Origin of the sequence: Sediminibacterium ginsengisoli (assembly GCF_900167075.1) — a bacterium.
Classification (GTDB): domain Bacteria; phylum Bacteroidota; class Bacteroidia; order Chitinophagales; family Chitinophagaceae; genus Sediminibacterium; species Sediminibacterium ginsengisoli.
This window is the reverse complement of the sequence record NZ_FUWH01000004.1, coordinates 128,659-143,362: the sequence shown is the minus strand read 5'-3', so window position 1 is coordinate 143,362 and position 14,704 is coordinate 128,659. Positions and strand designations below refer to the sequence as shown.

General features: G+C 45.8%; 17 protein-coding genes, 1 tRNA gene and 1 riboswitch. Of the genes, 6 read left to right on the top strand and 12 right to left on the bottom strand.

Going from position 1 to position 14,704, the window contains the following annotated elements:
* Window positions 1–35: 35 nt before the first annotated feature.
* From B5D42_RS08815 to B5D42_RS08805, 3 genes are all read left to right on the top strand, one after another.
* Window positions 36–677 carry a polysaccharide deacetylase family protein gene (locus B5D42_RS08815; protein WP_078831116.1) on the top strand — a complete coding sequence of 214 codons (642 nt, stop codon included), beginning with the start codon at window positions 36–38 and terminating at the stop codon, window positions 675–677.
* A 181-nt stretch (window positions 678–858) separates the two neighbouring features.
* Window positions 859–1,626 carry a TatD family hydrolase gene (locus tag B5D42_RS08810; protein WP_078831115.1) on the top strand — a complete coding sequence of 256 codons (768 nt, stop codon included), beginning with the start codon at window positions 859–861 and terminating at the stop codon, window positions 1,624–1,626.
* A 36-nt stretch (window positions 1,627–1,662) separates the two neighbouring features.
* Window positions 1,663–1,749 (top strand) — tRNA-Ser (locus B5D42_RS08805).
* A 173-nt stretch (window positions 1,750–1,922) separates the two neighbouring features.
* Here the strand turns inward: B5D42_RS08805 and B5D42_RS08800 are convergent.
* From B5D42_RS08800 to B5D42_RS08760, 9 genes are all read right to left on the bottom strand, one after another.
* Window positions 1,923–3,104, bottom strand: a complete 1,182-nt coding sequence (locus tag B5D42_RS08800) for a TlpA family protein disulfide reductase (protein WP_176112955.1) — start codon at window positions 3,102–3,104, stop codon at window positions 1,923–1,925.
* Window positions 3,105–3,484: 380 nt separating this feature from the next.
* Window positions 3,485–4,246, bottom strand: coding sequence for a WG repeat-containing protein (locus B5D42_RS08795; RefSeq protein WP_176112954.1), 762 nt, complete (start codon window positions 4,244–4,246; stop codon window positions 3,485–3,487).
* 4 nt (window positions 4,247–4,250) lie between these two features.
* Window positions 4,251–4,727, bottom strand: a complete 477-nt coding sequence (locus tag B5D42_RS08790) for a hypothetical protein (RefSeq protein ID WP_078831112.1) — start codon at window positions 4,725–4,727, stop codon at window positions 4,251–4,253.
* Between the two features lie 126 nt (window positions 4,728–4,853).
* On the bottom strand, window positions 4,854–5,243 hold the full coding sequence (locus tag B5D42_RS08785) for a DUF1398 domain-containing protein (protein ID WP_078831314.1): 390 nt from the start codon (window positions 5,241–5,243) through the stop codon (window positions 4,854–4,856).
* An 86-nt stretch (window positions 5,244–5,329) separates the two neighbouring features.
* Window positions 5,330–6,094: a response regulator transcription factor gene (locus B5D42_RS08780; RefSeq protein ID WP_078831111.1), complete on the bottom strand. Its 765-nt coding sequence runs from the start codon at window positions 6,092–6,094 to the stop codon at window positions 5,330–5,332.
* Between the two features lie 61 nt (window positions 6,095–6,155).
* The gene (locus tag B5D42_RS08775) at window positions 6,156–7,181 is read right to left on the bottom strand and encodes an acyltransferase family protein (protein ID WP_078831110.1); all 1,026 of its coding nucleotides are present in this window, start codon (window positions 7,179–7,181) and stop codon (window positions 6,156–6,158) included.
* Window positions 7,182–7,184: 3 nt separating this feature from the next.
* On the bottom strand, window positions 7,185–7,757 hold the full coding sequence (locus B5D42_RS08770) for an ankyrin repeat domain-containing protein (protein ID WP_078831109.1): 573 nt from the start codon (window positions 7,755–7,757) through the stop codon (window positions 7,185–7,187).
* A 38-nt stretch (window positions 7,758–7,795) separates the two neighbouring features.
* Window positions 7,796–8,002 (bottom strand): helix-turn-helix domain-containing protein, encoded by a 207-nt coding sequence (locus B5D42_RS08765; protein ID WP_078831108.1) that lies wholly within the window; start codon window positions 8,000–8,002, stop codon window positions 7,796–7,798.
* A gap of 2 nt (window positions 8,003–8,004) precedes the next feature.
* Window positions 8,005–8,553, bottom strand: coding sequence for a DUF2975 domain-containing protein (locus B5D42_RS08760; RefSeq protein ID WP_078831107.1), 549 nt, complete (start codon window positions 8,551–8,553; stop codon window positions 8,005–8,007).
* Between the two features lie 259 nt (window positions 8,554–8,812).
* Window positions 8,813–9,005: riboswitch (cobalamin riboswitch) on the top strand.
* 146 nt (window positions 9,006–9,151) lie between these two features.
* Here B5D42_RS08760 and metE point away from each other — a divergent pair.
* Together metE and B5D42_RS08750 are read left to right on the top strand one after the other, a co-directional pair.
* The gene (gene metE / locus B5D42_RS08755; RefSeq protein WP_078831106.1) at window positions 9,152–11,470 is read left to right on the top strand and encodes a 5-methyltetrahydropteroyltriglutamate--homocysteine S-methyltransferase; all 2,319 of its coding nucleotides are present in this window, start codon (window positions 9,152–9,154) and stop codon (window positions 11,468–11,470) included.
* 117 nt (window positions 11,471–11,587) lie between these two features.
* Window positions 11,588–11,971 carry an acyl-CoA thioesterase gene (locus B5D42_RS08750; protein WP_078831105.1) on the top strand — a complete coding sequence of 128 codons (384 nt, stop codon included), beginning with the start codon at window positions 11,588–11,590 and terminating at the stop codon, window positions 11,969–11,971.
* A gap of 53 nt (window positions 11,972–12,024) precedes the next feature.
* Here B5D42_RS08750 and B5D42_RS08745 read toward each other — a convergent pair whose 3' ends face one another.
* Both B5D42_RS08745 and B5D42_RS08740 read right to left on the bottom strand, forming a co-directional pair.
* Complete coding sequence (locus B5D42_RS08745; RefSeq protein ID WP_078831104.1) at window positions 12,025–12,450, bottom strand: SRPBCC family protein; 426 nt, start codon at window positions 12,448–12,450, stop codon at window positions 12,025–12,027.
* A 10-nt stretch (window positions 12,451–12,460) separates the two neighbouring features.
* Window positions 12,461–12,796, bottom strand: coding sequence for an ArsR/SmtB family transcription factor (locus tag B5D42_RS08740; protein WP_245825621.1), 336 nt, complete (start codon window positions 12,794–12,796; stop codon window positions 12,461–12,463).
* A 111-nt stretch (window positions 12,797–12,907) separates the two neighbouring features.
* On the opposite strand from B5D42_RS08740, the gene B5D42_RS08735 reads away from it, so the two are divergent.
* Entirely contained in the window at window positions 12,908–13,339 is a 432-nt protein-coding gene (locus B5D42_RS08735) for a DUF6526 family protein (protein WP_078831103.1), read from the top strand.
* Here B5D42_RS08735 and B5D42_RS08730 read toward each other — a convergent pair whose 3' ends face one another.
* On the bottom strand, window positions 13,340–14,704 hold the full coding sequence (locus B5D42_RS08730; protein ID WP_078831102.1) for a HAMP domain-containing sensor histidine kinase: 1,365 nt from the start codon (window positions 14,702–14,704) through the stop codon (window positions 13,340–13,342). It abuts the gene before it with no gap.

The following is a 14,704-nucleotide window of genomic DNA, read 5'->3' as shown; positions in this document are numbered from 1 at the left end:
AAGCCCGGCCGGAGTGATCGCTGTATATTTACAGCATGTATCTCGTAAAAACGCCCTGGTGGCTGCGCATGCTGTATCCTTCCCTGACCTGGCGCATCCCGGCAGAGGAGAAAATACTGTACCTGACTTTCGATGACGGCCCCCACGAGACCGCTACTCCCTTTGTGCTGGACACCCTCGGGCGCTACAATGCCAAAGCCACTTTTTTCTGTATCGGGAACAATGTGAAACAACACCCGGAGATCTACCGGCGTATATTAAATGACGGTCATGCCACGGGAAATCATACCCATCAGCACCTGAATGGCTGGAAAACGCCTGTAAACGATTACCTCGCTGATATTGCTGCTGCATCGGAATACATCAGCAGCCCGCTGTTCCGCCCGCCTTATGGCCGGATCAGCCGTGCACAGCTCAAAGCATTGCGTAAAAAAGGAGCAGACCCGGCCAATATTATCATGTGGGATGTGCTCAGCGCCGATTTCGATACGAATCTCACACCGGAAGCCTGTCTGGCTTATGTGCTGTATCATTGCCGGCCGGGATCTGTGATCGTTTTCCACGACAGCCAGAAAGCCTGGCCAAGGCTCAGTCATGCTTTGCCGCTGGTGCTGGATCATTTCAGCAAATCCGGATACAGTTTCAGGAGTATTACACCGGCAACTTCCGGTAGATAAAAAAGCCGGACTAGGGAGTCCGGCCGGATAATTAGGATTGCAAAGTTTCTATGCGATATTGGATTGTAAAAATTGCAAGGGTTTGCTGCACATAAACGTACAATTGCCCTTTTTTATTATAAAGCTGCTAAAAAAAAGCGCCTTGTTTTTCCCTTAAATATTTAATGCGGAACTTTGCAGTATGAACCTGATCGATACACATTGTCATTTATATGCAGACGAGTTTAAGGAAGACCTGGACGCGGTCATTACCAGAGCGCAGGAGCAGGGTGTAAAACGGTTTTACCTGCCGGCAATCGACAGCACCGCAACTGAAGCGATGTTAGGCCTGGAGCAGGCTTACCCTGGTGTCTGTATTGCCATGATGGGGCTGCATCCCTGTTATGTGAAAGAGAATTATAAGGAAGAACTGGCACATGTGAAATCCTGGCTCGACAAGCGCCCGTTTGTGGCAGTGGGGGAGATCGGGCTGGATTTTTACTGGGATAAAACCTTTGCCGGTGCGCAACGCGAAGCATTCGACCAGCAGATGCAGTGGGCGCTCGATCTCAAGATTCCCATTGTGATCCATACCCGTAATGCCATGCAGGAAACGATAGAAGCGGTGAAGCCTTTTGCCGCGAAAGGCCTGGGCGGCATATTCCATTGTTTCAGTGGCAGTTATGAATCGGCCAGGCAGATTGTGGACATGGGCTTTTACCTCGGTATCGGCGGCGTACTGACCTACAAAAATGCAGGCTTACCAGCAGCACTTGAAAATATTCCGTTAGAGCACATGGTACTCGAAACTGATGCCCCCTACCTGAGCCCGGTGCCATTCCGCGGCAAACGCAATGAAAGCAGCTACCTGCAATATGTGGCAGAGAAGCTGGCAGACGTGAAAAAGCTGTCTGTGGCAGATGTGGCGGCGATTACCACGGCCAATGCAGAAAAAATATTCGGAAACTGACCCTGAAGCCGTTATTTTTGCAATCCTGAAAAAAACAGAGAGGTGTCCGAGTGGTTGAAGGAGCACGCCTGGAAAGTGTGTATACGGGAAACTGTATCGAGGGTTCGAATCCCTTCCTCTCTGCTGAATGAATCCCGCAAATTAGAGGTTTGCGGGATTTTTGTTTTTATACTGTTGGTGTCCGGGTGGTTGAAGGAGTCCCGACTATGTCGGGAGGTCGCAAAAAGCTTTCAGCAGTGGAGATTATGGCCAGATATAAATATTTATAAGTGGCCATAATGGTATAAGGAAAATATCTATTCCCCCACCAACCCCTTCACCTTCTTCTCAATATCATCCTTAACAAACCCCCTGATCACTTCTCTTACCTTCCCGGCCCGGTCAATAAGCAGTGATGCAGGTGCGCCGGTAAACCCGACACTTTGCCAGAAACTGCGGCCATTGTAGAGCATGGGATACACGGGCTGGTATTTGTTATAGAAGAATTTGATATCCTCCACCGGATCTTCCACATTAATAGTGATCAGTGCGAAGTCGGATTTATTAAATGATTGTTGCAACTCATTGTAATGTGGCATTGCTTCCATACAGGGCCCACAGCTTTTAAACCAGAATTCGAGCAGCACTACTTTGCCTGCATATTGTTGCAGACTTAAGCTGTCGATACCTGCAGGTAAGTAAGCTGGTAAAGTAAAACCTGGTGCCTGGGTGCCAGGTTTGATAAGAGGGATCACAGCCGGTGCTACATAGGGTTTGTAAGTGTCGGCATAAGCTGCGTAACTCCAGCCGCGTGGTGCAGGTGTATTGGCGCGGGTATCCATGTTGCTGTAGGTCATCGTTACATAATCACGATCGTCGGTGCCACGGATATATTTGGAAATGAACTGGTAAGGTAAATAGGTCTTTTTATCGATCAGAAGATAATACGGGCGCCTTAACTGCGCATTCTTGTAATACTCCATACCGCCCAGCAACGCGAAATACATTCCATCGCCTTCCATGCGTACATTATAATAGGTTGTTTTGCCGATCAAGGTGTCGCTTACCGATTTCCGGATGCTGTCATTGGCAATGGTACCCGGGATCATTCTGCGTAGCATGGCTAATGAATGATACAGGTAACTGTTATTGCGCATCGAAGCAAAAGTAGCAGCGCTTGCACTGTCGATGGTTTGATTTTCTTTGTCGATGAGTAATCTGTATTGCCCGTCATACACAAAAATAGTTTTATCGCTTTCTGCCTGGAAACGCAGATTCAACGCATTGGACGCGGCAAAATCGATAAACATATCCGCTTTTAAAGTATGCTGGTAGTTGTCTGCGAAATAACGAGTTTCGCGGGTCTGGCTATAACTGACAGTCTTTAATGATTCCAGTTTGTTCAGCGTTTTTTGCAATACTTCAACAGCAGATGCCGATTTTTTCTGGGCCAAAACGGATAGGGGCAGGGCAAGGGTTAAAACGAGCAGTTGTTTCATACCTGCAGGAGATAGAAAACGGCAAAAGGTTGGAAGGAATGAAATATAAAAAATAAGGCCGATTATCTGCTCAAATCGGATATATAACTCCGATTTTACGTATAATTTGAAAATCCCCTGCATAATATCATAAAATCGGTATTATAACTCCGATTTTTCGAAATAACAGACCCTGACATATGGAATAGCTATATCAAAGGACTCAGGCTTTCGTACTAAATCTGCTGCCAGCAGTATAAAAAACGAATGGAATATAAAGTGGATTATTTACGTCTTTATCACAAGTTGAATTCCGGCTTTTCATCTTCAAATGCCGGATATGCATTGCAAATTAATTCCGGGCAATAATATGAACGACTGTTTCCTTCATACACTGCAGTTTATTTAATCTCTTTACCTGTTTTATCGATATAAAAAGATCTCCCGTTTTTTGATACACCCGCTCTGCCGTTTTCAAAATAATCCGCACTGTCGAATTGTGGTGGGATGATGATCTTGCCCCGCGCATTGATGTAACCCCATTTGCCGCCGGTTACACCTTCTTCTTCAGCGTATTCCCCGCCTATGTTTACAAGATATAATCCTTCAGCCATTTCCGCGTCAATGAAACTGTACTGCAGCGGAAGAATGAGCCTGCCTGTTTTGAGATCGATCAGCCCGCATTTGCCTCCGTACATATCCCCGCTGAGTGGCTCTGTGGTACAGCCATTGTTTACCAGTGCAATGTCGAACGCGTCATTGAAATAATCGATATAATCGTAGGCCGGGGTAATGATCTGTCTGCCTGCCTTGTTGATAGCGCCATATTTACCACCACTGAAACTGCCGTCCTCATTTTTTCTGCCGCCGATATTTACAAAGGAAGTCCCGTTTACAAAATAGCTGATATGGTTATAAATATCCGGTGCCAGCACTTCTTTCCCGGTCTGATCTACCAGTCCCACTTTCGTTCCCCGCCATACACGCGCATAACCGCCGCTGAAAAATGAGTCAACACTGTTATAACGGGCCTGGATAATTGTTTTCCCGTTTTCATCCCTGAGTCCCTGTTTACCATCTGCAGCGGTAAACAGTTCGTATTGCTGGGCACTCAGTACAAAACAGGTCAGGCAGAAACAGGCCGAAAGGAAAGCTTTTTTCATGTTGTTACTTGTTGAGGATCTCAACCAAAAGGTTGTTGTCCTTATACAACGTAAAAACAGCAACTTTCTTGCCATTATTTGAAAAATCGAGCACGTCGATCCGCCTTGATACATTGGAGTTGACAATGCCTTTCAGCATGGCGGGTTGTGTATTGCTGTCCTTAAATGTATATACCGTCTCAAGCAGTTTCCCGGATATAGCATCCATGATCTCCTGTGAACCCTGCTGAGTGTATTTCCCAGACAGGGAACTGCCCATGATACTCTGGGTATATGAAAGACTGAAGCCGGTAAGTTGCTGCTTCACTTCATATATTGCTGCCACCTGCTGGCGTTCAAGCTCTTTGCCTTTGAGTTCACTAACCGGAAGGGTTATCAGGTTTTTCAATTCAGCAGGAAACTGGTTGGAGAGCTGTGCCCGCAGTGTTCCTGAAATGAAACATAAAAGAAATATAGTGCACAGGAAAACAATTCTTTTCATAATGCAGTTTTAAGCTGCAATGTAAAAGACCAGGCTGCAATGTTATATACCCGTTTGCGGGTATATAACATTGCTTAAAGGACCGGCAAAGAAACGGTCAGCATGGTCAGCCTGTTATCAGGAAATTTATCCTGGTATTGTTTCCACCAATATTTCATTGCCCGACCTGTCATAATAAGTACAGGTCATTTTTTCCATACAGACAGTCCATTTTTCAATACCAGTCTGGGCGCAAAGCGTTATGAAAGCAGCATAATCTGTTTTTCCCTGCTGGTGCGCTTTCAGCCCCGCTTTGAATTGTTCCGGTACAGTTGCTGCTGCGATGCTCATCGGTTCATATTTTGCCGGGGATATGATTTTGTAATTATCCGCTCCATAATAATCCGTATGCCCGTCTGTAACATAGGTTTCATAACAGGTCACGCCTAATGCCCTGATTTCTTTGATATAAGCCGGAAAGTCGGCACCTGATTTAACCTTGCTGTGCGCTTCACTGATCTGTTCTGTCGTAAACATGTTCCTGGTTTTATGATGATACAATCACTGTTGACGATACAAAGATCCCGCACCTGTTATGGCGGGAATTGTAAAAAATCGTTTTTCTACAACCCTCGTCTGAATTTTTCAGGAGTGGTACCGGTATACTGTTTGAAATCTTTAATGAAGTGCGCCTGGTCGAAATAGTTATTCTCATAACCGGTATCTGTCAGCGATTCCGGATTGCCCAGCTTATTGAGCACTGTATTGAAACGAATGATGGAGGCAAATTTCTTCGGCGAAGTACCCACGATTTTTCTGAACCTTTTTTCGAGAGGGCTTTGGCTGATAAATAAACGTTGATGCAGTTCTTTGATCCGGATACTTCCTTTGCTTTCCGTGATCAGCCTTGCTGCTTCCGTAACCAGCTGGTCTTCGCCTGTATTTTTTAACTGCGATAACAAAAAATGCGCAACAATATCAAGCCGCTGCCGGTCAGTAATGGCAAAAGCCAGTTTTTCCTCCGTTGCTGCGATCATGCTTTTGTCGAAAATATCATGCAATGAAACACTCAGGTTGAAAAGTTCATGCACCGGCAACGAACTGAACCGGGCAAAACCTGTTTCAGTAAAATAAACCAGGATAGTGCCAATGCCTGCCGAGCTCTTAAAGTTTTTATAGGTGTCGGTGATGCCGGTAATGCCGGCAGATGAAAGTTTGTATTCCTCAGTATTGCCAATAACACAAAGCTGACCGCTGTATTGAAATCCCAATACCAGTCCGGGTTCAGGAAAAACCTTATATGATTGTAAAGACTCATTCTCCGATACAACAAAATACCTGATATAGGGTTTCAGCCGATCAGCAGGTAAATATTTGTCGAATTTCATAAAAGGAAATAAAGCATTGTCTCCCGAAGATAACAATATTGCCGAACAGCTGTTTGGTCCGTTACTCAGATTTCAATCCGAACAACATCCGCATCAGTTTTATCCGCCTGATCACAAACCCGTAAAAAGCAAAGCAGCCTGCACATGTCAGCAATAAAACCAGGATAAACTTGAGCGCAACAGGCATAGTCATCGGAAACACAAGCAATGAAGCAAGGTACAGGAACAGCATATGAACAATATAAACAGGATAAGCTGCCTGGCTTAAATAACGGAGCAGTCTTCCAGGCCTGTTCAGGTAATGGTATCCGAATGCAAGTACAGCGAATACCCAGGATACTGATTCGGCTGCAATTACTGTATTGCCTGTTCCATTCAGGCGGCATGCGTACAGCAACAGGGACATCACTAAAAATAACCAGCGCCATTTCAGTAACATCCGGAGAAATGGATCGCCACCCAGTATAAAGCAGAAACCGAAAAAGAATGCGGTTAATCCAAGGGCAAACCCATGCATAGTCATCGCATACAACTCAAATAATACGGGCTGCACAATCAATGTTTCGATCATGAATACGCCCATGATCATGAACGGGAATAACAGGCTGGTGGATATTTTCTGTATCAGGCTTACGGCATGCCGGCTCTTCTTAAGAAACCAGAATGCAGGCAACAGTAACAGCAGGTACAAAAAAATGTTCCCGAGAAACCACAGATGACCTGCGCCCGGCATATAACCTGTGCGCTGCTGATAATAACAACCTGCGATATATGCCTGTAAAGGAACAATTGTAAAGAAGCCGAACAGAAAGGGTATCAGTATTCTTCCAAACCTTTCCTGCAACAACTGCCGCCAGGTTTTTCTCCTGAATGCCAGGCAGACGCCCATCCCTGAAATGAAAAACAAAATGGGGATCCGCCACACATTGAGCATGGTCATTGGAAGCCATAATGATTCCCACGACTGGTTATTGGTAATGAAGCCAATTAACGGCCCCCACGGCTGGAATGCAATTGCCGTATGATAGATCAGTAATAACCCGATGGCAATCACACGTAGCCAGTCGATATCATATCGTCTGTTCATCTGCTATGGCTTGTTCAGCATCGCAGCGATCTGCGGCCTTGTTTTTCCGATATAGGTATAATCCAGCTTAAGTCCCATTGGCGCCAGCATTTTTTCCATGTTCTCATAGATGCTTTTAACAGCAGCAAAAGGCGTTGATACAATTTCAGCCGGCGTCTGGCCGTATTTGTTTTTAATGGTTTTATCGGCCCGCGCTGCTAATAACATTTGTACAATTTCCGGTCTGCAGAAAAAAGCCGCCGTATGTAACGGTGTAGATCCGTCGTTGTTTTTAAAGTTGATATCAGCACCTGCATCGATCAGTATTTTTGCCAGTTCTGTTTTACCGAAAAGACAGGCAGTGATGAGCGGGCTTGAACCACCGATCGGATCTTTTGTATTCAGGTCGGAACGGGCCGCGATATGTTGCTTCAGTACTGCTGCATCGCCGGTAACGACTGCCGTATGGATATCTGTTTTCGGGGCGGTCGTTTTTTCTTTTATTGTAGTTGTCTGGCCGCAGCCTGCAAATACAAGTAACAGCGGAAAGATCAGGGCAATACAATGCCCCTGCAAAAATTGACTTTGCTTTTTCATGTGATAGGTTTGTGATTAGGAAATGAGGTTAGTTCAGACTATTCATTTTGATATTCAAGAATATCTGCGGGCTGGCAATCCAGCACTTTACAGATCGCTTCAAGGGTACTGAACCGTATTGCTTTCGCTTTACCGGTTTTCAGGATGGACAGGTTGGATAACGTGAGGCCTACCTTTTCAGAAAGCTCATTCAAAGACATCTTCCGTTTAGCCATCATTACATCGAGGTTTACAATAATCGGCATGGTTATACGGTTAATTCGTTTTCGTTCTGAATTTCAATTCCTTTCTTGAAGATCTGTGCAATCACCAGCAATACAATACCCATGAAAAGCCATACATCCGGACCCGCCATATGCATGTCTTGTATATCAGGCATCCTCACACCTTTGCTGCTCAGCGAACTGCTGTATTTCTGACCATATCTTGCAAAGAAACCAATCATCAGTGCAAGGTAAGCCAGGCTTGCAATGAATCTTGTCATCTCATAGCTGAACGGCCGCGACATATCCAGCTTTTTACCATGCAGCAAACGGATGATCAGGTAAAAGATGGTGCATTCTAACAGCACGATAATAATGGTGAGCAGGTTCATCACAATAAAATGTCCCTTATCATGCCAATAAAGGCCCGAAAGATCGATCTGCCGCCAGAAACGGCTCGCGCCATCCGGGTTCAGGATTGCTGTAGCAATTGTGTTCACGATCAGACCAGCTGCTTCAATAGAAAGGCCTGCAAATATGATCCATGAAAGAACAAGTAATACTTTCAGAAGATGATTGGTAGTAATTGTCATAGTGCACCGTTTAATAATTGATAATGCAAAGATGATAATATTTATCGAAAAACAATAAAAATAGATTGAAATATATAAAAAATAAGTTGATAATTGATCATTTTCGTTCTAACTGTTTCAGTAACAGTATTTTGATTGGCCGTACAGATCCTGAAATTGCAGGAAGTCTGATAAGTGTTTACATGAAGATTCACCACTTGTTGAAAATAATTGCAGGCTCCTCAACTCTCATTACCTTCGCGCCGGTTCTTTACTTGATTTCTTTCATCACGGATGAGGTTTTACTTAACGTAAATTAATAGGGAATTGTGTGTAAATCGCAAGCTGTCCCGCAACTGTAAGTAACGCAAAAGTTTTTACCCGTTGTTGTCCACTGTTCTGATTATTGTCGGGATGGGAAGGACGGTAAAAATGTTACGAGCCAGGAGACCTGCCTTCTCTGTATTGACAATGCTTTCGCGGAATGAAGCAGTCTGGTCATTGGTGTGCCCTGTTTAATGATCACGGGCCGTATTATGTCCTTTTCTCATCTTCCGCGCCGGCATGGCGAAGTTCAGCAAAGAGCTTTTAACTGATTATTCATTTTAAAAGCATCATCATGCAAACACACAATCTTGGCTACCCGAGGATAGGCAGCCAGCGTGAACTCAAAAAAGCATCGGAACAGTACTGGGCCGGCAAACTGCCTGTGGAACAACTTATGCTTGCAGCTAAAAACATTCGCAGGGAGAACTGGCAACTACAGCAGGAAGCCGGCATCGACCTGATTCCCTGCAACGACTTTTCCTTTTACGACCAGGTGCTGGATACCTGTTTAATGACAGGCGCTATCCCGCAACGTTACCACGCACTCATGGCAGAAAAACAACTGCCCGAGATAGACCTGCTTTTTGCTATGGCCAGGGGTTGCCAGACAGAAGGATATGATCTGACTGCCATGGAAATGACAAAGTGGTTTGATACCAACTATCATTACATCGTGCCGGAATTCACAGCAGCACAGCAGTTCAGCCTGGTATCTGAAAAAGTCATCAGGGAGTTCAGTGAAGCGAAAAGAGAAGGTTTAAATGCCAAGCCGGTATTGCTCGGGCCGGTTTCTTTCCTGTTGCTTGGCAAGGAAAAGGAAAAAGGATTTAACAGGCTTGAACTGATCGGCAAACTGCTGCCGGTATATCTTGAAGTATTGAAAAAGCTGGATGATTGCAATGCACATTATATCCAGTTCGATGAACCCTGTCTTTCTCTCGACCTGTCTGGCGAGGAAAGACGCGCAATAGAAAAAACCTATAACCTGATCAGCCAGAAATTCCCGCACCTGCATATTATATTAGCCAGCTACTTCGAGTGTTATGGTGAAAACCTTTCAACGGTGCTGTCATTACCTGTGCAGACAATTCACCTCGACCTTGTGCGCTGCCCGTCTCAGCTGGATGATATACTGGCAACAGGTTTTGCCAGAACCAGAACCCGTCTTTCACTTGGTGTGGTTGATGGCCGGAATATCTGGAAAAACGATTTCAGAACTTCCCTTGCACTGGTAAAAAAAGCTGTTGCTGCACTTGGAGAGGAAAAGATCTGGCTGGCGCCATCCTGCTCTTTGCTGCATGTTCCCTGCGATCTTGACCTGGAAACAAACTCAGGCAGTCTGAATACCGAAATAAAACAATGGCTGGCGTTTGCGAAACAGAAAATAAAAGAAGTTGTTACACTGAAAGAGCTGGCCTGCAGTGAAGTGCCTGCAGAGCTTGATGCCAGATGGCAGGAAAATGTGCATGCGAATGAAACCCGGCGTACCTCGCAGCTGATACATGATGAACAGGTAAAGCAACGGATGCGGACTATAACCGATAGTGATGCGAAACGGTATAACGGTTTTGATATTCGTAAACAGAAACAACGCGAAGCGCTTGCCCTGCCTTTGTTTGCAACAACTACGATCGGTTCATTTCCTCAGACCGGAGAAGTGCGTAGCTGGCGGGCAAGACTTAAGAAGGGAGAACTTACACAGGAGAAGTATGATGAACTGATTGCGAAAGAAACAGAAGAGACCATCCGGTTCCAGGAGGAAACAGGCATAGATGTACTGGTTCACGGGGAGTTTGAAAGAAATGATATGGTGGAATATTTCGGAGAACAGTTAAACGGGTTTGCTTTTTCTCAGAATGGCTGGGTGCAGAGCTATGGAAGCCGCTGTGTGAAGCCGCCGATCATTTATGGTGATGTAAGCCGGCCCGTGGCCATGACTGTCCGCTGGTCTTCTTTTGCGCAGTCGCTTACACCCAAATGGGTGAAAGGTATGCTGACTGGGCCGGTAACTATCCTGCAATGGAGTTTTGTGCGTAATGATCAGCCCCGCAACGTTACCTGTACACAGATAGCTTTGGCTATCCGTGATGAAGTGGCCGACCTTGAGAAAGCCGGTATCAGGATCATTCAGATAGACGAACCTGCTATAAGGGAAGGGTTGCCTTTGCGCAAAGACAACTGGCAGGAATACCTCGACTGGGCCGTTCGCGCTTTCCGCATTTCCGCAAGTGGCGTGCAAGATGAAACGCAGATCCATACGCATATGTGTTACTCCGAATTCAATGATATAATCAGTCATATTTCAGATATGGATGCCGATGTGATTACTATCGAATGTTCGCGATCGCAGATGGAACTGCTCGACGCATTTGCGGCATTCAGGTATCCCAACGAGATAGGCCCCGGTGTTTATGATATTCACTCGCCAAGGGTGCCATCAAAAGAAGAAATGGTATTGCTGATGGAAAAAGCAATGGCTGTGATACCGGCAGAACAGCTTTGGGTGAATCCGGACTGTGGTTTAAAAACGCGGCATTGGGAGGAAACACGCAAAGCACTTACAGCGATGGTGGCCGCAGCACATGAATTACGTGAAGCGGTAACAGCTTAATATTACAGGCCGCGGACAATCATTGCCCGCGGCTTTTTTAGATGAACAGCAGCCAGCTAAAGGAAATCATTGTTCCATAACTGATCTGTAACTTTGACCATTAGAAAATGAAGTTTTATGACGCAGGAAGAAAGAATTGAACAATCAACAACCCGGATCTTTAAAGCGATTTTCCCCGAAAGTACCAACCATTACAATACGCTCTTCGGCGGAACGGCTATGCATCTCATGGATGAAGTTGCCTTTATCGCAGCAACGCGTTATTCGCGGAAAAGAGTAGTAACGGTATCTTCAGACCGGATCGACTTTACACAGCCGATCCCGGCAGGAACCATTATTGAGCTGATCGGAAAAGTTGAAAAAGTAGGGAATACCAGTCTCAAAGTGAGAGTGGAAATATTCATCGAAGAAATGTACAGCGATAAACGTGTGAAAGCCATTACAGGCACTTTCACATTTGTTGCTGTTGACGAACAGAAAAGACCAGTGTCGATCCATTAATACTGTTAGCCGTCATCAGTCATTTGTAAACAACTGATGACGGTTCAATATGTTTATTGATTTTCCACATATTGCGGCAGCGACTTACCAATGATGGCATTCCAGCCGGCTTCGAAATTGGTACGTGCGAAATCCGCATTGTCCTGCGGAAAGCTTTCCAGTCCTGTATGCGTTAAGCGAACAGCTGTGCGGTTGCCGGGTAATTCCGTCAGTTCAAAACTAACTACCGAATAGCCTTCATAACCTTCATAGGTCCAGCTGTAGGAAAGCTTGTGCGGCGCATCAGCTTCAAGTACGGTGCAGATATGCTTAAAACTGCGGCCTTCATTTTCGCCATAGAAATGGAATACGAACCCAGGCTCTGCCCTGAATTCATCCAGCTCGAAATACCAGGCTTTCATTTCTTTATGATCGGTGATGGCCGACCATACTTTCGCGATCGGTGCGTTGTATTCGCGTTCAACGATAAGTGGATTCATGGTTTTGATTTTATGGTTCAGGAAATGGATCCGGCATGTTGTCAAGGTGTTTTTCAAGGGCATCCAGCTTGCGGTTCCAGAAGTGCCTGTACTGGTTCAGCCAGCGGTCTACTTCCCGCAGTTTCGCTGTATTCAGGCTGCAATGTCTTTCACGTCCCTGGTTGCTGATCTGCAGCAATCCGCACTCTGTAAGAATGCGCACATGTTTGGAAACTGCAGGTCTGCTCATATCAAAATGAGCAGCTATTTCGTTCAGGTGCATCGGCTTCCTGCTCAGTAACCGGATCATATCACGCCTGCTCGGGTCTGCGATTGCCTGGAAAACATCTCTTCTGATTGCTTGCATATATGTAACCGTATGGTTACGTAAATATACACATCTTTACCGGTTAACCATTTTTATTATCTTGATACAAGAGCGATCTTTACATTCTTTCCACACCCTAATCACCTGATCATGCAATCGTACAAAAACCACCGGCGCTATTACATTCCCCATCATTTTATTTATCACCCGGTTATGCTGGCGCTGATCATCTGGTCGGTTTACCAGGCTTGTGAGCAACCGGAGTACCGTTCTTTATGGTTGTTCGGAACTGCTTTAACCGTTATGCTTTCATGGCTTTCCGTTATGCTCAGGCAGCATTATGCCTTGCTGGTGCAGGATCGTGTTGTGCGGCTTGAGATGCGCCTTCGCTATTACCAACTCACACAGCAGCGCCTGGAAGTTGTTGGTGCAAAATTGTCTTTCGGACAGATTGCCGCACTTCGGTTTGCTTCGGATGCCGAATTGCCTGGTCTGGTTGATAAAGCCATTACAGAAAACCTTTCGCCCAATGCCATCAAAAAAATGATCGGAAACTGGCAGGCAGATACAATGCGTGTTTGATCAGGAATCGATGAAGGGAAGTGATATACGTGCTGTTGTTCCCATTCCCTGTTCGGAAAAATAAGTGATGGTGCCCCTGTGCAAACGAAGGATCTTCTGCGCCAGAGGCAGCCCTACACCATAACCATTGTAATCGGCCGTATTGGACGCTCTGAAGAACGGATCAAAAATATAACGGATCTCGTTTTCCGGAATACCAATGCCACGGTCGTTCACTGTAATGATGCAATGGTTGTCGGTTGCATATAACAGCAGCGTAACATCTTTGTTATCTGAGTATTTACAGGCGTTCTGGACGATATTAGACAGCGCAAGCTTCAGCAGCCCGTGATTACCTGCTACAGTGATCCTGGCCGGGTCTTCGGGTAACAGCTCAAATGAGAGCTGCACCCTGTTGTTCGGCATAATCGTATCGAGCTCGGCCTTCACCGCGAGTACGAGTTCATCCAACCGTACTTCTCTCATAAACGGCTGGTGCTCGTCATTACCTGCCCTGGCAAGCTCCAGTAATATATTGATCAGGTGCCCCAGTTGTGCTGCCTCATGTGAAATAATGCGCAGTGACGACTGGTAATCGGCAACACTGCGTTCTTTTACCAATGCCAGCTCAGCCTCACCCATGATTGCCGTTAAAGGTGTTCTGAGTTCATGAGATGCACGGTTTACAAAATTGCTCTGGGTCTCAAATGAAGTCTCCAGACGGTCGAGCATATCATTGAAAGTCTGTGCAAGTGCAAATAATTCGCCGCGGCGTGTTTTCGGATTCAGCCTCAGGTGCAGGTTAGACGCACTGATCTTTTTCACATTGTTGATCATGTGTGTGATCGGTTGCAGGATCTGCTTGGAAAAAAGAAGACTTGTGATCAATACGGTTGCAACAGACAGCAGCACACCGAGCAACAGGTTGTTGCCCAGGTTGGCGAGTATCCTTTCACCCACTTCGTTGCGGGCTGAAAGGACCACTGTATATAATGCCTGGTTATGGCGGTAGGGTACAGCCACATAATAGATAGGCCCTTTGTTAAATCTGACGGATTTTCCTGCCGCGATCTGCTGTCCGAAGTCTGCCGGAAGCTGCGTATAAGGAATCTCGTTCTGGTTCGGGATACTGTCGTAGAAGTACTCTTTTTCTTCAGGTAGCCGCTGGAGGTGTTTCTCCCGGATCTTATTATAAATAGAGATGCCCACATCGTTTTCCTCGAAGCGCGCCTGTGCGGCAACACCTGTTCTTACGGAAAGGCGGTGTAAAAAATCCTGTTCCAGGTACCGGCGGGTGAAGTGATAGACCAGCAGGCTTACCAGTGCAACGATAACAGCGGTAAGCACAGTGAAAACAGTGGTCAGCCTTTTGCGTATAGCTGCCAT